Origin of the sequence: Microbulbifer sp. VAAF005 (assembly GCF_030012985.1) — a bacterium.
Taxonomy (GTDB): Bacteria; Pseudomonadota; Gammaproteobacteria; order Pseudomonadales; family Cellvibrionaceae; genus Microbulbifer.
Genome location: NZ_CP120233.1, coordinates 4,285,342 through 4,304,541, shown reverse-complemented (window position 1 = coordinate 4,304,541; position 19,200 = coordinate 4,285,342). Strand labels below are relative to the sequence as shown.

At 52.8% G+C, this 19,200-nt stretch carries 17 protein-coding genes and 1 pseudogene; 12 read left to right on the top strand and 6 right to left on the bottom strand.

The annotated features are described in order from the left end of the window. Window positions 1-14 precede the first annotated feature (14 nt). Entirely contained in the window at window positions 15-806 is a 792-nt protein-coding gene (locus tag P0078_RS19285; protein WP_282931517.1) for a UDP-2,3-diacylglucosamine diphosphatase, read from the bottom strand. A 468-nt stretch (window positions 807-1,274) separates the two neighbouring features. Between P0078_RS19285 and P0078_RS19280 the strand changes: the two genes are divergently transcribed. Genes P0078_RS19280 through P0078_RS19270 form a run of 3 tightly spaced genes read left to right on the top strand, consistent with a single transcriptional unit; the run spans window position 1,275 to window position 4,417 of the window. Further along, the gene (locus P0078_RS19280; protein ID WP_282931516.1) at window positions 1,275-1,889 is read left to right on the top strand and encodes a recombinase family protein; all 615 of its coding nucleotides are present in this window, start codon (window positions 1,275-1,277) and stop codon (window positions 1,887-1,889) included. Continuing rightward, window positions 1,876-3,069 carry a M20 aminoacylase family protein gene (locus P0078_RS19275; RefSeq protein ID WP_282931515.1) on the top strand — a complete coding sequence of 398 codons (1,194 nt, stop codon included), beginning with the start codon at window positions 1,876-1,878 and terminating at the stop codon, window positions 3,067-3,069. The genes P0078_RS19280 and P0078_RS19275 overlap by 14 nt, the downstream gene beginning before the upstream one ends. Beyond that, on the top strand, window positions 3,062-4,417 hold the full coding sequence (locus P0078_RS19270) for an MmgE/PrpD family protein (RefSeq protein WP_282931514.1): 1,356 nt from the start codon (window positions 3,062-3,064) through the stop codon (window positions 4,415-4,417). Before P0078_RS19275 ends, P0078_RS19270 begins: the two co-directional genes overlap by 8 nt. 61 nt (window positions 4,418-4,478) lie before the next feature. Here the strand turns inward: P0078_RS19270 and P0078_RS19265 are convergent. Further along, window positions 4,479-4,766: pseudogene (locus P0078_RS19265) on the bottom strand (DUF1820 family protein); the annotation flags it as partial. A 192-nt stretch (window positions 4,767-4,958) separates the two neighbouring features. On the opposite strand from P0078_RS19265, the gene miaB reads away from it, so the two are divergent. The 6 genes from miaB to P0078_RS19235 all read left to right on the top strand — a co-directional run bounded on the left by miaB (window position 4,959) and on the right by P0078_RS19235 (window position 11,699). Further along, on the top strand, window positions 4,959-6,326 hold the full coding sequence (gene miaB, locus P0078_RS19260; RefSeq protein WP_282931513.1) for a tRNA (N6-isopentenyl adenosine(37)-C2)-methylthiotransferase MiaB: 1,368 nt from the start codon (window positions 4,959-4,961) through the stop codon (window positions 6,324-6,326). 194 nt (window positions 6,327-6,520) lie between these two features. Continuing rightward, window positions 6,521-7,576: a PhoH family protein gene (locus tag P0078_RS19255; RefSeq protein ID WP_413663106.1), complete on the top strand. Its 1,056-nt coding sequence runs from the start codon at window positions 6,521-6,523 to the stop codon at window positions 7,574-7,576. 16 nt (window positions 7,577-7,592) lie between these two features. Next, entirely contained in the window at window positions 7,593-8,063 is a 471-nt protein-coding gene (gene ybeY / locus P0078_RS19250; RefSeq protein WP_282931512.1) for an rRNA maturation RNase YbeY, read from the top strand. 71 nt (window positions 8,064-8,134) lie between these two features. Beyond that, window positions 8,135-9,031, top strand: a complete 897-nt coding sequence (locus tag P0078_RS19245; RefSeq protein WP_413663108.1) for a CorC family transporter — start codon at window positions 8,135-8,137, stop codon at window positions 9,029-9,031. A 70-nt stretch (window positions 9,032-9,101) separates the two neighbouring features. Continuing rightward, window positions 9,102-10,667: an apolipoprotein N-acyltransferase gene (gene lnt / locus P0078_RS19240; RefSeq protein WP_282931511.1), complete on the top strand. Its 1,566-nt coding sequence runs from the start codon at window positions 9,102-9,104 to the stop codon at window positions 10,665-10,667. Window positions 10,668-10,781: 114 nt separating this feature from the next. Next, window positions 10,782-11,699 (top strand): TIGR01777 family oxidoreductase, encoded by a 918-nt coding sequence (locus P0078_RS19235; protein WP_282931510.1) that lies wholly within the window; start codon window positions 10,782-10,784, stop codon window positions 11,697-11,699. 10 nt (window positions 11,700-11,709) lie between these two features. On the opposite strand, the gene P0078_RS19230 is transcribed toward P0078_RS19235, so the two are convergent. From P0078_RS19230 to P0078_RS19220, 3 genes are all read right to left on the bottom strand, one after another. Then, window positions 11,710-12,123 (bottom strand): hypothetical protein, encoded by a 414-nt coding sequence (locus tag P0078_RS19230; protein WP_282931509.1) that lies wholly within the window; start codon window positions 12,121-12,123, stop codon window positions 11,710-11,712. 172 nt (window positions 12,124-12,295) lie between these two features. Continuing rightward, window positions 12,296-12,877, bottom strand: coding sequence for a YdcF family protein (locus P0078_RS19225; RefSeq protein ID WP_282931508.1), 582 nt, complete (start codon window positions 12,875-12,877; stop codon window positions 12,296-12,298). Window positions 12,878-13,074: 197 nt separating this feature from the next. Continuing rightward, the gene (locus P0078_RS19220; RefSeq protein WP_108734284.1) at window positions 13,075-13,524 is read right to left on the bottom strand and encodes a zinc ribbon-containing protein; all 450 of its coding nucleotides are present in this window, start codon (window positions 13,522-13,524) and stop codon (window positions 13,075-13,077) included. A 161-nt stretch (window positions 13,525-13,685) separates the two neighbouring features. Here P0078_RS19220 and leuS point away from each other — a divergent pair, with 161 nt between their 5' ends. The 3 genes from leuS to holA all read left to right on the top strand — a co-directional run bounded on the left by leuS (window position 13,686) and on the right by holA (window position 17,911). Then, complete coding sequence (gene leuS / locus P0078_RS19215) at window positions 13,686-16,283, top strand: leucine--tRNA ligase (protein WP_282931507.1); 2,598 nt, start codon at window positions 13,686-13,688, stop codon at window positions 16,281-16,283. An 85-nt stretch (window positions 16,284-16,368) separates the two neighbouring features. Next, window positions 16,369-16,893: an LPS-assembly lipoprotein LptE gene (locus P0078_RS19210; RefSeq protein WP_282931506.1), complete on the top strand. Its 525-nt coding sequence runs from the start codon at window positions 16,369-16,371 to the stop codon at window positions 16,891-16,893. Between the two features lie 13 nt (window positions 16,894-16,906). Further along, window positions 16,907-17,911: a DNA polymerase III subunit delta gene (gene holA / locus P0078_RS19205; RefSeq protein ID WP_282931505.1), complete on the top strand. Its 1,005-nt coding sequence runs from the start codon at window positions 16,907-16,909 to the stop codon at window positions 17,909-17,911. A gap of 88 nt (window positions 17,912-17,999) precedes the next feature. Here holA and P0078_RS19200 read toward each other — a convergent pair whose 3' ends face one another. After that, the gene (locus P0078_RS19200; protein WP_282931504.1) at window positions 18,000-19,178 is read right to left on the bottom strand and encodes a hypothetical protein; all 1,179 of its coding nucleotides are present in this window, start codon (window positions 19,176-19,178) and stop codon (window positions 18,000-18,002) included. Between the last annotated feature and the right edge of the window lie 22 nt (window positions 19,179-19,200).

Genomic DNA, 19,200 nt, shown 5'->3' with positions numbered 1-19,200 from the left:
GCTCTCAAGATGAATCATGCCGCAACCACCTCTGTCATTATGCTGGCAATTTTTGGAGCCCGATACCAACGTAAAAGGTCCAAACTGCCGTCTTGTTGTTCTACAACCGCACTCATAGAGTCGACCCAATCACCACAATTCGCATAGGTCACAGCATCCCCACACACTGTTTTATTTCTAAGGGCAGGCCTATGGATATGACCACAAATAACGCCATCAAATCCCCGCGATATCGCTTCACGAGTAGCGACATCCTCAAAATCACTCATCATTTGTCGAGCGGCACCCACACGATTTTTTATCTGGCTGGCCAGCGACCACCAGGGCTTGTTAAATCGATTGCGCCAATAATTGATCCAGCGATTAAAGCGCAGCATCAGGTAATAACTGCGATCGCCGATGTGGTAACTGATTGGATTTATTTTAATTCGGTGTTCAAACTGGTCGCCGTGAGTTACCCAAAAGCGGCGCCCATTGGAGGCAGTGTGGATATAGTCTTTTTCAATTCGGATATTGCCGAGCCGCTTTCCGGCCCAGCTGCGCATTGGCGCGTCGTGATTTCCAGGAATATAAATGACTTCAGGCGTCAGGCTACTTAATTCGGAAAGCATTTCCAGTAGCAGCGAAGAGGCCTGGCACCATGTACCTCGTCCTTGAGCGAGTGCCTGCATATCAAAAATATCCCCAACCAGATAGACCGTATCGGCACGATTCTGAGCCAGAAAATCTGCAAGTCGATGGGGCTCACTGTCTCGGCTGCCCAAATGGACATCGGAAATCCACAGTGCGCGATAGCGATTGCTCATAGCAAAGTTCCAGTCTGTACCAGTTATCAGCCCATAAAAATCAGGGCAGATACGCGGCAAAAATATAGGTCGTCGCTTGAGCTAACTTGAGAAAAATCGATAAATCCGTATTTGCTCTCTTGCTAGCAAATTGAGATCAACTAAATACAGAACGGCGTTGATCGTCAGCGCAACCACTTTGCAGCGATTTGATGACAGTCAGGAGGATTTTTATTGAAGCTTATATTGCAGAGGAAAAAAAGGTGTAAAGATGAGTTAGGTGTCAAAAAACCGGGTTGTAACCCGGCCACATAAGTCGGGGCATAGCAACCTTTCTGGAATGTCAAAGAATGAGTGTCCGTAAGGGGATCGGTCAGCGGACAAAATTCCGCCAGTTCGTATCCCCTGCAAAACCGGCACAAAGAATGTCTCATATAATAGATGGTACGATGATAATTGCTATGGGGGCCGTTTACGTACAGTGCGTCCATGAAAAACACGCTCATCGGATATGCCTGCTGCTCCACCGACGAACAGGACCTGACAGCGCAGCGTCAGACGCTTGTTGACCTCGGTGTGACCGAGGATTGCATTTATGCTGACCACGGCCTGACCGGCACGAACCGGGTACGCCCGGGCCTCGATCAAGCGATAGCAGCAATGCGAGAGGGGGACACATTTGTTGTACCAAAGCTCGACCGCCTGGCCAGATCAGTTCTAGATGCTCGTGCTATCGCCGATCAACTCGAAGCCAAAGGCGTGCCGCTGGCACTCGGCGTTTCGGTATATGATCCCGCCGATCCCATGGGCAAAATGTTCTTCAACATCCTCGCTACATTTGCTGAATCCGAGTCCGATCTCATTCGCATGCGCACCCGCGAGGGCATGGCCATCGCCCGCGCCGAGGGCAAGCTGCGCGGCAAGCAACCCAAGCTATCTGAAAAACAACAAAACGAACTCTGCCGCATGCGCGCCACCGGTGACTATTCCGTGCCAATCTTTGTCTTGGCCGTCTTTCTGGACGGCATCGCGCGGGGCTTGACGATCCTGTCGCAGGCCAGTGCGCAATCTCTCCAAGAGGAAAACAACAATGGCGACCGTTGATCGCGCTGACATCCTGAACTACGGCAACCTAGTTGAAACCGCCATCCGCATTCGCCAGGACCTCCACCGGCACCCGGAAATTGCGTTCGAAGAAGTGCGCACCTCTGAGGTTGTAGCGACCAGGCTTGCCGAACTGGGGATCGAAGTTGATCGCGGGCTTGGCAAAACGGGTGTGGTCGGCACTCTGAAAGGCAAGCGAAATGGCAATCGAACTGTCGGTCTCCGCGCCGACATGGATGCGTTGTTCATCGAAGAAAAAACCGGGTTGCCATATCAAGCGACCGTGCCGGGTAAAATGCACGCTTGCGGTCATGACGGGCATGCGGCAATGCTTCTTGGAGCGGCAGAATACCTATCTCAAAACCCCGATTTCTCTGGCACCGTTCAGTTCATTTTTCAACCTGCCGAAGAAGGGCACGGCGGTGCAAAGGTGATGATCGAGGACGGGTTGTTCGACCGCTTTCCTTGTGATGCGGTTTATGGAATGCACAACATGCCGGGGATCAAAATCGGCAATTTCGAGATCTGCGAAGGGCCGATGATGGCAGCAGCCGACACCTGGGAAGTCATTCTGTCCGGTACCGGTGGCCATGGCGCTATGCCTCAGAAGGGCACCGACCCTACCATGGCTTTGGCCGGATTCCTGTCTTCCGTATCAACAATCGTGGCCCGCAATCTGGCACCTACAGATTCCGCAGTTGTCAGTATCGGTCATGTTTCAGCAGGCGACTGGGGCGCGCCAAATATCATTCCTTCCAAGGTTGTCATCCGCGGTACGGCACGTAGCTACACGCCCGAAGCACGCGACATGTTGGAAAACCGGATCGGTGAACTGGCACACTCTTGCGCACAGGCACATCGCTGCGAAGCAGAATTGATTTATACGCGCCGCTATCCTCCAATGGTAAATCACAAACGCGAAGTGGATGTCGCAGTAAAAGCTGCGCGACAAACGTCCTCTGATGCCACAGTGGACACCGAGATGACACCGCTGAGCGGGTCCGAAGATTTTGCTTTCTTTCTTGAAATGGTGCCTGGCGCGTACATTTGCATGGGCAATGGCGACAGCGACGACCATCATTTCCTCCACACCCCGCTTTACGATTTTGATGACCGGGCAATCCCTCACGGTGTCGCGTATTGGGTAAATGTTGCGCTGGAAGAACTTGGCCATGACTAACGGGCAGGACAGTGCAGAGTTCAAACTGTCCCAATGGGCTGCATCGCGGCCTGTTGCCCCATCGGACGTCGCAGTGGACCGGGCAAACGACGCCTTGTTCGACGGTCTGATCTGCATGATCGCAGGTAGCGCCGATGAGACTGTGCGTATTGTTTTTGAAGGCGCGCAAAAGACACACGGAACAGGTAGCTGCAAGGTCATTGGCACTGACATGAAACTGCCCCCGGCCAGCGCCGCATTGGTCAATGGCACAGCGGCCCATGCGCTTGAATTTGACGACAATTTCCTTCCTGGCATGACACACGCTTCGGCAATCCTCGCACCTGCCCTGTTTGCGCTGGGCCAGATTATGCCGGTTTCGGGCCAGGATATTCTAAATGCCTACATTGTGGGTCTGGAACTACATGCACGCATTGGGGCGGCTGTTAACCCGAACCACTATGCCAGTGGCTGGCACGCGACTTCGACCGTTGGTACAATTGGAACAGCCGGTGCCTGTGCGATGCTGATGGGGCTTGATGCCCGGCAAATCAACAACGCGATGAGCCTTGGCTTTAGCCTTGCTTCGGGAACGCGGCTGCAATTTGGAACAAAGGCCAAGCCAACCCATGCCGGTTTCGGCGCTCATAATGCGGTGCTGGCAGCATTCATGGCTCAGTCTGGACTTGACGGCCAAAGTGCATTTGTAACCGGGCAATGGGGGTTTCGCGACCTGTATCAGGGAAATCCCGTTCCCGGCGCGGAACATCGGATGCTTGATGACATTGGCGAGCGTTGGGCCATTGTAGAAGATGGCCTGTTCACCAAGCGATTTCCGTGCTGCGCTTCGGCACATTTTTCCCTTGATGGTGTTGAAATGCTTCGTCGGGATCATGGCCTGCGCCTGAGGAACCTCAAATCGCTAACCGCATACCTGCCAAATCCGCAGTTTCAAAATCTGCGTTTTGACGCCCCCACAAAGGCCAGTGAAGCCCGCTTCAGCATGTCTTATCCAGCGTTGCGGTTGCTTCAGAACGGAAAAGTATCGCTTCGCGATTTCACGGATGAGGCCGTTGCAGAACCGCTGGTACAGGCAAGCCTGTATAAAATAAAACGTTCCCAGACCAGCCCGGCATCGGTTACAGCGCCCGTCGTCGTCGAGGCCGAGTTTACCGATGGCCGGACCGTCGAAGTGACAGTCAGTTCGCTGGTGGGGTCACCCGCTAAACCTCTAAGTCCGGGCCAGTTGCACACAAAGGCCCGCGACTGCCTGAGTTGGGCTGGGATGGGAGACAAGAAGGAATGGGTTGACCAGTTCAGGAACCTAGTACGCATTGGGCGGTTTGCTGATTTGTTCGCAAGATACTGAATCCCGCTGTAGAGTGTGCGGGAGGAGCTTTATTCTGTGTCCTGAGGGTGACGAACCGGAGGGGGAAGGGAAATTTGGCAACTTTGTCACCCTTTACTTCCACAATCTTGCCGGTACCTTCTTTTTCCACTTCGTCAATGCGCACGATGCTATGCATTGGGAGGTAAGAGCGAGTTACTGAAGCAAATTCTGCTTTCAGCTTTTCTTCACTAGGATCTACCACAAGCTGGGCTTTTTCCCCAAACACAAATTCCTCCACCTCAATAAACCCGTACATATCACTCTGATAGATAGCCCGAGCGTAGAGTTCATACACTTGGTTTTGATTATGGAAAATAACTTTATAAATCGGGTTGGCCATAAGTCTCTCAGGATGGGGATGACCCCGAAGCTCAAATTGATCAAAGAACGGGCAAAGCCCGAAAAGGCGCGCAAGAATAGCACAGGTTCGCAACAGCTAATATAGCCATCTATGCAGTGCCGGGTCGTATCGCTATAATGCCCCACCCTAATTGTTGACCAGTTTTTAACCAGGCGCGATATGTCCGAAACATCGGTGAAAAAGCTATATATTAAGACCCACGGCTGCCAAATGAATGAGTACGATTCCGCGAGGATGCGCGATCTACTCGGCGAGTCCCACGACATGGTACCTACCGACGATCCCGACGAGGCGGATGTACTATTGGTCAACACCTGTTCTATCCGCGAGAAAGCCCAGGAAAAGCTGTTCCACCAGCTGGGCCGTTGGAAGCACCTGAAGGAAAAAAATCCCGACCTGGTGATTGGTGTTGGCGGCTGTGTAGCCAGTCAGGAAGGCGAGGCGATTGCCAAACGCGCGCCCCACGTAGACTTGATCTTTGGTCCCCAGACCCTGCATCGCCTGCCGGAGATGATGGAGACCAAAGAGCAAAAAAGCGGCGCAGTTATCGTCGATGTGAGCTTCCCGGAGATCGAGAAGTTTGATCGCCTGCCCCAGCCAGAGGCCGACGGCGCCACCGCATTTGTCTCTATTATGGAAGGCTGCTCCAAGTACTGTACTTTCTGCGTGGTTCCCTACACCCGTGGCGAAGAAGTCAGCCGCCCTGTGACCGATGTACTCGAAGAGATCGCCCACCTGGCAGACCAGGGTGTCCGCGAGGTGAACCTGCTTGGGCAAAACGTAAACGCCTACCGCGCTACGGGAGAAGATGGCCACGAAGTGGATTTCGCCGAGCTGATCACTTATGTGGCAGCGATCGATGGCATCGACCGTATCCGCTATACCACCTCTCACCCGGTAGAGTTCTCCGATGCGCTGATCGATGTCTACGGACAGGTACCGGAACTAGTTAGTCACCTTCATCTGCCCGTACAGAGTGGCTCCGACCGCATTCTGATGGCAATGAAACGCGGCCACACCGCCCTGGAGTACAAATCCAAGATCCGCCGCCTGAAGAAAATTCGCCCGGATATCTGCCTGTCTTCAGACTTTATTATCGGCTTCCCCGGCGAAACTGACAGGGACTTTGAAGCGACCATGAACCTGATCCAGGACGTGGGCTTCGATATCTCCTTCAGCTTTATATATTCCCCTCGCCCGGGCACTCCGGCTGCCGACTTGGCCGATGACACGCCGGAAGAAGTGAAAAAGCAGCGCCTACAGCTGCTGCAGGCGCGGATTAACCAGCAGGCGGCAGCTATTGCACGCCGCATGGTTGGCAACACCGAGCGTGTACTGGTAACCGGTGTTTCCAAAAAGGACCCCGGACAGTTACAAGGCCGCACCGAGAACAACCGGGTAGTCAACTTCCGTGCGGACGATCTCGCCCTGATCGGCAAATTTGCCGATGTTGTGATTGAAGAGGCCCTGCCAAACTCCCTGCGCGGTACTTTAGTCACATCTGAGCTGGAAGAAGACCTGTTCTAAGACTTTGTGATTACCTCAAATAGCGGCAAGATGTACTTCGAAAGCACATCCTGCCGCCAAATTAGGCTCAACTTGCCCCCCAAATTACGCCCCGTAATTAAAATTAGGTAAAGTTAGAACCTATTTGTAGGAATCACCTCTTTCCCCTTTAGGGAAAATGGGTATACCCTAGCAATATAACCCCTGGATTAAAGGTGCCGGAAACCAATTTGGAAACACAAACCCTCGCTCACAGCATCACTCTCGAGCCCAACGACGCACGCCGTCTCGCCAATCTCTGCGGTCAGTTCGACCAACACCTACGCCAAATAGAACAGCGCCTGGATATCGAAATTCGAAATCGCGGCAACCAGTTTTCATTTTTTGGCGATGCCAAATCGGCGCGTGCCGCTGGCGAACTACTCAGTAGGCTCTACAAGGAAACCGGTACCAAGGACTATCTCACTCCAGATGAGATTCACCTGGCTCTGCAGCAAGCGGGAGTTGAAGAACTCACCGGCCAAGATGGTAGCGGTGACTCCAGCGAAGCTGACCAAGTAGTACTGATTCGCACTAAGAAGTGCTCGGTACGCCCCAGAGGGCTCAATCAGCGTAAATACGTTCGCGCTGTGCAGACCAATGATATCAATTTCGGTATCGGACCCGCCGGTACCGGTAAAACCTACCTGGCGGTAGCCTGTGCTGTGGAGTCTCTGCTCAAGGATGAAGTTGAGCGAATCCTCCTGGTCCGCCCCGCCGTTGAAGCCGGCGAGAAATTGGGCTTTCTGCCCGGTGACTTGAGCCAAAAGGTAGACCCTTACCTCCGCCCACTCTACGACGCCCTCTACGAAATGCTCGGTTTTGAAACTGTTGGCAAGCTGATCGAGCGCAACGTTATCGAAGTGGCTCCCCTTGCCTATATGCGCGGGCGCACCCTGAACAACGCCTTTGTTATTCTCGATGAGAGTCAAAATACCACCCGCGAGCAGATGAAAATGTTCCTCACGCGGATTGGCTTTGGCTCAACCGCCGTAATTACCGGTGACCCCAGCCAGGTCGACCTGCCCCGTGGCCAAGCTTCCGGTTTGCGCCATGCTGTTGGAGTACTGGGACGGGTTAATGGAATCAGCTTTACCCACTTTGGAGCCAAGGATGTGGTTCGCCACCCCCTCGTGCAGCGCATTGTGGAGGCCTACGATATTCATGAAGCTGAGCTGGAAATGGCCTCGGCAGATCGAATTTCCAATAAAGCCGATGAGAATGCCGCTTAGAGTCCGCACCTGAGTTATGACTGATTTAACACTCGATGTGCAGCGGGTCAGCCGCTGCCACGACGTCCCTTCCGATGAGGCTATCAGCAACTGGGTATCCAAGGCTTTGACCGGCCACCGCAACGAAGCGGAACTGTCGGTGCGAATCGTGGACGAAAGTGAGAGCCAGGAACTTAATCACCAGTATCGGGGCAAGGATAAACCCACTAACGTTTTATCCTTCCCTACCGATTTCCCTGCGGAGCTGGATCTCCCGATGCTTGGAGATCTTGTGATCTGTGCCCCAGTAGTTGAACTGGAAGCGGAGCAACAGAGCAAATCACTATCGGCGCACTGGGCACATATGGTGGTCCATGGCACACTGCACCTTCTAGGTTATGACCATATCGAAGATGCAGACGCTCAGGTTATGGAAAGCCTGGAAACGAAGTTGCTCGCCAACCTCGGCATTGCAGACCCCTACGCCCCACAGGATGAAGTGGGATGATAGCCGCTGTACCACCGAAGTAATGGCAAACTGCTACTGAATTTTATCTACAAACGAGAGAACCCCGGAGCATGGCCACTTCCATGACCACAGACGAGCCCCCAAGTAGTCACTCAGCGAGCAAATCCCGCGCGAGTGAAAAAAGTTGGCTGGAAAAGCTGTTCAGCGCCTTTTCAGCTGAACCCAAGTCTCGCGACGAATTATTGGACATCATTAAGGACGCCGCTGAAAATCAGCTGGTAGATGCTGAAGCGCTCTCTATTATCGAAGGCGCACTGGACGTTTCCAGCCAGCAAGTCCGCGAGATTATGATTCCACGCTCGCAAATGGTTGTGGTAGGCCTCCACGATAAGCCGGAAGAGTTCCTCCCCAAAATTATTGATTCGGGGCACTCCCGATTCCCTGTCGTCGGCGAAAGTGTCGATGATATACGCGGGATATTGCTCGCCAAAGACCTGCTCCCTCTCCTGTTGAAAGGTTTCGACGGATTTCAGCTCGAAGACCTGATCCGCCCAGCCAATATTATTCCCGAGAGCAAGCGCCTCAATATCCTGCTGCGCGAGTTCCGTGAGAACCGCTACCATATGGCGGTCGTGATAGACGAGTACGGCGGTGTATCCGGTGTTGTGACTATTGAAGATATCCTCGAGGAAATTGTCGGTGAAATCGAAGACGAGACCGACGAGGAAGAAGCGGATAGTTATATCCGTAAAGTTGGGGAAAACGATTTTATCGTTAAAGCTTTGACTCCCATTGAAGAGTTCAATGAATTTTTCGAGAGCGCCTTTAGTGATGAAGAATTCGACACTGTCGGCGGTCTTATTATGCAATCATTCGGCCATTTGCCGGGCCGTGACGAAGTCACCCGACTGGGTGACTTTATGTTCCGGGTACTCTATGCAGACAGCCGTCAGATACACCTTTTGCGGGTTGCCCATATGCGCAAACCGCCAGAAGAAGACAGCTGAGTACCGCCCATTACTGCAAGCCTTAACACACTGATACCCTGAGCGAATTGGGTATCCTGACAACAACTTTATGCGCAGATTATTTTCTCCTCTCGCCAGCGTTGTAGCTGGCGGGTTGATGACACTTTCATTTGCCCCATTTAACTATTGGGTATGTGGCCTGCTGTCCCTCACACTATTCGCCTGGATTCTGCTCTCTGCAGCCAAAGGGCAGGTGCTACCGGGCCGCAAAAGCTTCTGGCTCGCCCTCTGCTATGGATTGGGCCTCTTCGCCTGCGGGGCTTCCTGGGTCTACGTTTCGATTACAAATTTTGGCAACTCATCGGTGCCATTAGGACTGGCCCTCACCGGAAGCTTTGTCGCTATTATGGCGCTGCTGTTAGCTGCGCCCTTCTACATTCTGGGCCGCTTCACAGATAATAAATTCAGCTTCGCCCTGGCTTTTGCCGCATTGTGGTTTATCAGTGAATGGCTGCGCAGCTGGGCCTTTACCGGTTTCCCCTGGCTCTTCGCCGGCTATGGCCATACAGAAACCTGGCTAGCGGGCTGGGCGCCGATTTTGAGTGTCTACGGCATAGGCCTGCTATTGGCATTTACCGGCGCAGTGCTGGCCCTGGTTGTCAGTGGCCGCCTATCCCCGCTCAAGCGACACAGCCATATCATTCTACTCACTGCGGCACTGGCCCCCTGGCCAATAGGAGCTGCCATCTCCCAAGTGGAGTGGACCTCCGCAAAAGGTCCTCTTATCAGCGTTGGGCTGGTGCAGGCTAATATTCCTCAGGAAAAGAAGTGGTTGCCAGAGTTTCGCGGGGAAACTATCAGTCGCTACCAGGAGGGTACTCGCGCCCTTAGCGATCAGGGTGTAGACGTTATTATCTGGCCCGAAGCCGCCCTGCCCATGCTCTACGGGCAAGCCCCCAACCTTATGCAGGCGCTGCAACGCAATGCTGAGACTACCAACATCGATTTGATCACCGGTATTCTCTATGACACCCGGGGTTCGGCACAGGAGGGGCGGAGTATTCACAACTCCGCCGCTGTTTTTGGCCAGAGCCCCAGCGTGTATCACAAGCGCCACCTGGTCCCCTTTGGTGAGTATGTACCTCTGGAGGATTTTATTCGGGGCACTATCGAGTTTTTTAATCTCCCCACTTCCTTTATCCGCTCAGGCCCGGACGAACAATCACCACTCAATGCTGCTGGTGCAAGCTGGGCGCCGCTTATCTGCTATGAGATTGTCTATCCCAGGCTGGTTGCCGACTCAGCACTGTCTTCCCAGGTTTTGCTGACCATTAGCAATGATGCATGGTTCGGGACCTCTATTGGCCCCTTACAACATATGCAAATGGCGCAGATGCGCGCTTTGGAAACTGGTCGCTACCTGGTGAGAGGGACAAATACTGGTGTGACGGCAATTGTGGACCCCAAGGGGAACGTTATTAAAAAACTCCCCCAATTCGAGCGCGCGAATATGACCGGGGATATCAGAGCGATGAGTGGCGCCACTCCGTTTATGCTAGCCGGCATCTCATTGGTATTTGCCTTGGCGCTCCCAATGCTGGCCCTGGCCCTGTTTTTACGCCGTAGGGTGGAACCCCAATCCAACTCCCCTCTCAGTGGCGAGCTACCCGATTAAAACAAGCCCTGTGGCCACTCCCTGCCGGGGTGGCCATCGGTAAGCTACCGCCACTGAATATCACTGCTATGCTCCATTCAATTTTCTAGCGAATATAAGGCAAGGTGATTCCCCATGCATTGCTTGATTAGCGGTGGCACCGGGCTTATAGGCAGACTCTTTTGTCGGCGCTGGCTGGAGCGAGGCAATACTATTACGGTATTAAGCCGACATCCGGACAGGGTTCGAAACTTATGTGGCGAATCAGCCAACGCCTGCCGCGATCCCGCAGAGGTAAACCAGCCCGTAGATGTTATTGTGAACCTTGCCGGGGCCCCCATCTCCCGCCGCTGGACAGAAAAATATCGCACTGAGATTCGCAGTTCACGCCTGGACACAACAGAGAAGCTGGTTCGCTGGACCCTGGGCCAAAGAGACAAGCCATCCTACTTCTTGTCCGGCTCCGCAATCGGCTATTACGGCAATCGCGGAGGGGAGTTACTGAAAGAAGACAGTGCTCCAGGAGGGGGCTTTGCCGCACAGCTGTGTCGGGACTGGGAGGCCGCCACGCTCCCGCTGCAGCACTCTGGCGTTAAGGTAGGCATTATCCGCACAGCTATCGTTCTCTCCATGCGCGGTGGCGCCCTTCCCCAAATGCTGCCACCATTTCGGCTCGGGCTTGGCGGCCCCATGGGCTCGGGCGAGCACTGGATGAGCTGGATTCACGAAGAAGACGAAGTCGGGCTGATATTACACGCCATCGACAATCAACTTTGCCGTCCATTTAACGGAAGTGCACCAGAACCTGTAACCAACAACAGCTTTGCCAGGATCCTGGCCAAAGAGCTGCATCGCCCGGCGTTTTTACGCTCACCGGCCTGGGCTTTAAAGATAGCTTTTGGAGAGATGGCTGATGAATTACTGCTAGCCAGTGATAGGGTCGAGCCCTGTACAGCACTGGAAACCGGCTATACCTTCCAATTTCCAACTCTGGAGCAAGCCCTCTCAGACCTGCTCAAGGGTGACGGCGCTGCCACTAAAGCCAGCGCCTGAACAAATGAATTTAAGCGGCGGCCATATCGCTTTCGAGTGCCTGGGCTAAGTAGCGTCGGCTAGATTCACTGGTCACCAGGTCACCATGGCACTCCATTGGCGCAGACCCCACCCACTGGGCATGCCAGCGATACCAGTGGGACTCCTCGGCTTTTGAACGCAGCTCGATAAACTCCACTTCGGCGGGAGCAAAACCGAACTCCCGAACTATCTGCCCGGCAAAGGTCTCAAAATTTTTACTGAGCTGGGCGCTGCTATCGCCACCGGCACACAGAAAAACCAGCGTGCGGCCATCCTGCTCAACCCGCTTGAAGCCAATCCAAACAGCCCGGTTTAACCGGTTATGCAACTGTATCGGAGAGAAAGAAAGTGGGATGCCCTTCATCATAAGGTTATCTCGATTATTGTTATGTTTCTTATCCACAGCCGCTACTCCATATAAAAAGGTAATCAATGGGTATGTCCTGTGGCGCCAGTCATCCTAAGCCCGGTACAACCAGCAATCAAGAGCTCTCAAACATTTGGGCTCGACGCCTGATCCCTCAAATCCTGTAGGCCTCTGAGATTACATTTATCAAAAAGTTCCTTATCCATCCTCAACATTTTCTGATGGACGGTAGCGAACTCCACCGATACCAGATCCGTGCCAGTATTTCCCGCCAATAGACCTGGGTCCTTAGCAGGGAGACAGCATTGGGCAGCCAGCGCCCCACACCTGTTTGAGCGCGAGGCATCAATTCTCCGGCACTTCCAACCGGCAGGGGTTGTACCTCTAAGCCAGCGCGGGAAAAAATTTCCGCTGCGCGAGGCATATGCCACCAGTGAGTGGCCAAAAAAACCGACCTCACATTAGCACTGTGCAAAATATCAGCACTATTTACTGCATTCTCTGCAGTAGTACGACTGCAATCTTCACGCCAAGTGACCGGAGTGGAAAACTCCTCCTCCAACAACGCAGCCATTAAATCAGACTCTGCCAGCCGCTCTCCGCTGTGAACCCGACCGCCAGATACCAGAATCGGTAAGTCTTCTGGTGCTTGCTCGACAGCACCGGCAACTCTTTCGAGACTCGCTGCAGAGAGTCTCTCCCTATTCGAATACCTGTCGCGGTATCGCCCTGCACCAAGGATCACAACGGCCTCAGGCCTTATATGGGGTTGATAAGGTACCTTGCCCAATCGATCTCCAAGCCAGGATGAGAATGCCGGGGTCGCCCCTAACCAAAGCACACAAAAGGAAATCACAGCCAAGGGTAGAGAACATCTTTCAAGCAGGGACCCGGATGAAGAGAATCGCAAAAGGAATGCAACCAGCAGCCCCAACAATGGGGCTGCTGGAGGCATCAGAAGCGTGGCCGCCGCCGTATAGAGCCCATTCAATACTCGAGACCACCCTCAATCTGGCGAAAGCATCCATAACCACACCGGTGGCAGGGAGTGATCTGGGTATTTGCCGGCGGCATAGCTCGGTATCCACAGCCCAAACACTGCAACTCCTCATCCGGCCCTACAAACTCGCCGGCCAAAGCCCAGGGCTTGCCCTCTTTAATGCATCGCATTAAGTTTGGCCAGGCGGTTTCTGTGGGGTCCGCCGCATCCAGCAGCCAATCACCGCTGCGCTCCTCCAGGGTCTTCAATTCCCCACCTAGTCCCCGGATATAGTCAGCAGCACGATGCAGGTCATCTTTCAGCCAAGCGCGCAAAAATGCCATCTTATTGGCGGTGAGATTCTCAACAGCCAGCTCACCTTCGACCAAATCTTCAAAGTCTTCGCGAAACTCATTAATCAGATCGTCCTTCGGCGGCAACTTTGGTTCCTTCGTCACGGTATCCCTCCTATAATCCCGCGTTTACGCATCGTAAAAGATGCACTGGGAGCGAAACTTGATCGCGATCAATCTTTACCGATTGACAAGCGTTCACATCCCCCAATAAACACTGAACAGTTTCCCGCAAATTTTGATCACAGAGTATAGGTCCCGAATCGATGGAAGAGCAGTACAACCCCTCCGCAGTCGAAGCTTCCGCCCAGGAATTCTGGGAGGCCGAGAAGAGCTTTGAAGTAAAGGAAGACGCCGGCAGGGAAAAGTTCTACTGCCTATCCATGTTCCCCTACCCCAGCGGCAAGCTACACATGGGACATGTGCGCAATTACACCATTACCGATGTAATTACTCGCTATCAGCGCATGCAGGGCAAAAACGTGTTGCACCCGATGGGCTGGGATGCTTTCGGTCTGCCGGCAGAGAATGCGGCCATCCAGAACAAGACCGCTCCAGCCAAATGGACCTATGCCAATATCGAGTACATGAAAGGCCAGCTCAAGGCCCTGGGTTTTGGCTTTGACTGGTCCCGCGAACTGGCCACTTGCCAACCCTCCTACTATCGCTGGGAGCAGTGGTTCTTCACCCGCCTCTACGAAAAAGGCCTGGTCTACAAGAAAAACTCTGCAGTGAACTGGTGCCCCCACGACCAGACCGTACTGGCCAATGAGCAAGTCGAAGATGGCGCCTGCTGGCGCTGTGGTACCACCGTTGAGCGTCGCGAGCTGGCCCAGTGGTTTATCAAGATCACCGATTATGCGGAAGAGCTGCTCGAAGACCTGGACAAACTGCCCGAGTGGCCCGAGCAGGTGCGCACCATGCAGCGCAACTGGATCGGCAAGAGCCGGGGTGTAGAGTTGAGCTTTGCCCTGCCCAAGCCTATTGCGGGCATGGACCACTTCGATGTGTATACCACCCGTCCGGATACACTAATGGGCGTTACCTATGTCTCCCTCGCCGCCGAGCACCCCATCGCTCTGGAGCTTGCCGAGTCCAACCCCGAACTCAAAACTTTTATCGCCGAGTGCAAAAAGCAGTCCCTATCTGAAGCCGATATGGCCACGATGGACAAGAAAGGCATGGATACCGGGCTCAAGGCGATTCACCCCATCAGTGGTGAAGAAGTCTCCGTATGGGTGGCCAACTATGTCCTGATGGATTACGGCTCAGGCGCGGTGATGGCAGTACCGGCACACGACCAGCGCGATTGGGAGTTTGCACAAAAATACCAGCTGCCTGTTATCCAGGTTATCGAGGCTGCCGACGGCGAGTCTATCGACCTGGAACAAGAGGCCTATACCGAGAAAGGCAAACTGGTGAATTCCGGCAGTTTTGACGGCCTGGATTTTGATGGCGCCTTTACTGCGATCTCCGAAGCGCTGATTGCTGCAGGTAAGGGTCGGGTTAAGACCAACTATCGCCTGCGCGACTGGGGTGTCTCCCGCCAGCGCTACTGGGGTGCGCCCATCCCCATGTTCAACCTGGCCGACGGCGGAGAAATACCAGTACCCGCAGACAAGCTGCCGATCCTGTTGCCGGAAGATGTCGAGCTCGACGGCGTTCAATCACCTATTAAAGCCGACCCCGAATGGCGTAAAGACGAACTCAACGGCACTCCCGTAGAACGTGAAACCGATACCTTCGACACCTTTATGGAGTCCAGCTGGTACTACGCCCGTTATACCTGTCCCGATTTTGAAGAGGGCATGCTGGACCCGGACCGCGCCAACTACTGGCTGCCAGTGGACCAGTATGTCGGCGGTATTGAACATGCCATCTTGCACCTTCTCTACGCGCGCTTCTTCCACAAGCTGATGCGGGATGAGGGCCTGGTCAATAGCGATGAACCCTTCAAGAAGCTCCTGTGTCAGGGCATGGTGTTAGCTGAATCCTTCTACAAGGAAGAACACGGCCACAAGACCTGGATCAACCCCGCCGATGTGGACGTCGAGCGCGATGACAAGGGCAAGCCGACCAAAGCGATTGAGCGAGCCACCGGCGAAGAGATTATTGCCGGCGGCGTGGTAAAGATGTCCAAGTCCAAGAACAATGGCATAGACCCTCACGCTGCGGTTGAGGAGTACGGTGCCGATACCGTTCGCCTGTTCACCATGTTTGCCGCCCCTCCGGAGCAGACTCTGGAGTGGCACGATGCCGGTGTGGAAGGTGCCAGCCGCTTCCTGCGCAAACTCTGGAAGACCGTTCACGCCCATATTGCAGCGGGCTCCAGTGAAGCACAGATCGACCAGCAGTCCCTCAATGACAAGCAACAGCAGCTGCGCCGCAAAACCCACGAGACCATCCAAAAAGTGGGGGATGACTATGGCCGCCGCCAGACCTTTAATACCGCTATCGCAGCAGTAATGGAATTGCTCAATGAAGTCGGCAAGCTGGCAGATCGCAGCAGTGATCAAGGACTGGCTGTTGAGAGAGAAGCCCTACAGACCGCCGTCTTGCTGTTGGCTCCGGTTACTCCTCATATCTGTCACCAACTGTGGCAGGTTCTGGGGAATACCAGTGCCCTAATCGATTCTCCTTGGCCAGTGGCAGATGAAAAAGCACTGGTGCGCACCTCGATTACTTTGGTCGTCCAGGTCAATGGCAAGGTACGGGCAAAACTGGATGCTCCTGCTGACGCAGACAAAGAGAGCCTGGAAAAACTCGCCCTCGCCGATGAGAACGTTCAGAAATTTATCGGTGAAGCTACGGTGCGCAAAGTAATCGTCGTTCCTGGCAAACTGGTTAATATTGTCGCCAAGTAGAGACCCGCAATATGATGCCGGGAGTTTCACTCCCGGCTCACTTAAGTCAGCTCGCTGTAGCCGACAAGACCATGGCAAGTAGTTTATGAAAACAATCGCAAATCGAGCCTTTATTTTTCTTCTCGCTATCACTATTGCCGGTTGCGGCTGGCATCTAAGAGGTGCCCCTAAGAATTTTCCTCCCGGCAGTACACTTTATATATCCGCAGTAGATCCTCGAAGTGATATTGCAGACCAATTGACACGGCTGCTAAGGAATGCCGGTGTACCGATAGCAGAGTCTCCTGCGGAATCTGACTACTCACTCATTATTCATCAGGAAACTGAAAGAAAGCTAACTGTAGCAGTCGACTCTGAAGGGCGAGCTTCAGAATATGAACTAATTACGAGTGCCATTTATAGTGTACGCACAGGTACGGGGCAGGTTCTTCTAAATAAAGCACAAGCCGACGTTTACCGCACTCTAGAGTGGGATGTCGATGAAATTGTCAGTAAAAGTGAAGAAGAAAACACCTTGCGAGCAGAGATGCAGCGAGAACTTATTGGGCGCATAATTGACCGCCTGCGACGCATCGATGTAAGTGCTTCATTAGAAGAAAAAAGCTACTAGGTTACGTTTATAAATGCGCGTTAACTCCCAGCAATTATCGCAAAATCTCAAAAAGGGCCTATCACCAATTTTTATTATTACTGGTGATGAGCCCTTAATAGTACAAGAGTGCTGCGATGTAGTTCGTTCAGCTGCTAAAAAGCATGGTTTCACAGAGCGGGAGCTTATTCACGCAGAGCACAATTTTGACTGGAGCACCCTGATTGCTTCAGCTGGCAACATGTCCCTCTTTGCCGAGAAAAAACTAATTGAGCTGCGTATACCAGGAGGAAAACCCGGAGATAAGGGCAGCAAAGCTTTACAGGAATTTGCGTCACTGGTAAATGAAGACCTCCTCCTTTTACTAGTGCTGCCTAAGCTTGATAGGTCACAACTCAACAGCAAGTGGGTAAAAGTATTGGAGCAATCAGGAGTACTGGTCCAAGTATGGCCGGTGACCATCCAGGAAATGCCCCGCTGGATCAACCAGCGCCTTACTTCAGTAGGCCTCTCCGCCGAACCCGAAGCAGTGCAAATTCTCGCAGAAAGAGTAGAGGGCAACTTGCTCGCTGCAAGCCAGGAAATTGAAAAGCTCAAGCTCTCCTGTTCCGGACAAGAGATTACCAGGGAAATGATGGAGCATAGTGTTACCAGCTCCGCTCGATACAATGTCTTTGATCTAATCGACACTACTCTCTCTGGTGACTCAGCCAAAGCGGTCAAAACACTCGAGGGGTTACGAGTTGAAGGTGTTGAAGCGCCCATTGTTCTTTGGGCAATTGCACGAGAAATTCGTACCCTTCTCGAGGTTATGGAAAAGCTGGAGCAGGGCCAACCTTTGTCAAGACTAGTTAGGCTGCAAAAGCGACAACCATTGGTACAGAAAGCCCTGCACAGGCTCAATAAAAAGCAACTGGAAGGCCTGTTAATTCTTGCGCGGTCGATTGATGTATCGATTAAAGGAGGCCGTGGACAGCAATCCCCCTGGACCGGCTTATTGGAGCTGACTCTCAATTTTTGCGGTCAACGAATAGTCTAGCCGATAAATATTCAGCTAAGACCATATGCATCTCAAAAAAAAACCGCCCCTTAGGGCGGTTTTTTCTCATAGCTGAAACTTTTCAGAATCAGTTTTGAGTGATGGTGGCAACGTTGCTGGCACCAACCTGCTCAATGCTAGCCATGTTCAGAGCACTGCTCTGGCTAACAGTTGCAATGTTTTCATAGCCAGACTGCCCAACATGAGCAGAGTGCTCAAGACCGGTTTGAGCTACAGTGATCAAGTTGTCACCACCAGCGTCTTGGTGGATTTCTGCCAGGTTCAAATCACCAGACTGATCAATGTCTACAATGTTGGAAACACCAGCGCTGTAACCATAGGTGTAGTTACTATTACCGGTTTGATCAATATTCACCAGGTTCGCATCACCGTATTGACCAAAGTCAGTGGTGTTGTAGTCGCCTGTCTGTACCAAGTTTGCAGTGTTGTCGTTACCAAATTGGCCCACAGCACCGAAGTTATTGGTTTCATTCTGGGTAATATTGGCTAAGTTATTAGCACCTGACTGATAACCAAAAGCAGTATTTGCATCACCTTCTTGCAAAATAGTAGCGGTGTTCTCCACTCCAGCCTGCCCCAGATCTAGAAGGTTAGCATCGCCGCTTTGCATCAAGTTAGCAGTATTTTCTGCACCAGACTGATAAACAGTACCAACGTTGAAGTCACCTACCTGACCCCCAACAAATCCATCTGCAGAGGAGTACCAAGTGCTGTTCCAAACACCGTTACCGTCGCCCACCTGGGTACTAGCAAAGTAGTTTCCATCGCCGTCCTGTTGCAGAACGCCCATGTTATCGCTACCTTCCTGGTACATATCTGCAAAGTTGAAATCAGACTCATAGTACTGATCCAAGTGGACCATATTCTCACTGCCAACCTGCGTAGCGTAGGCGCTATTATAGGAGCCACTCCACTGGTGGATGGTTCCAGAGTTGCCTTCTCCATTTTGGAAAGTTAGGGCCTCACTGGCAGTTTGATTAGTTTGGCTGGTCCAGGCCGCGTTGCGGTCACCAAGCTGGGTTTGGTCAATGTAGTTATTATCAGCACTGGCCTGATATGCATTAGCTACGTTGTTATTACCTTCCTGCCACTGGTAAGCAGCATTATTGGTTGCTGCAGATACCTGGGTAATATCTGCATTGTTATCTTCACCTAGCTGAACCTGATCACCGTAGTTATTATCGGCTACAGCCTGACCTGCGCTAGCAATAAAAGCAATAGCAGCAGCAAGTGTAATCTTTTTCATCTATCTATCTCCCTCAGAATAA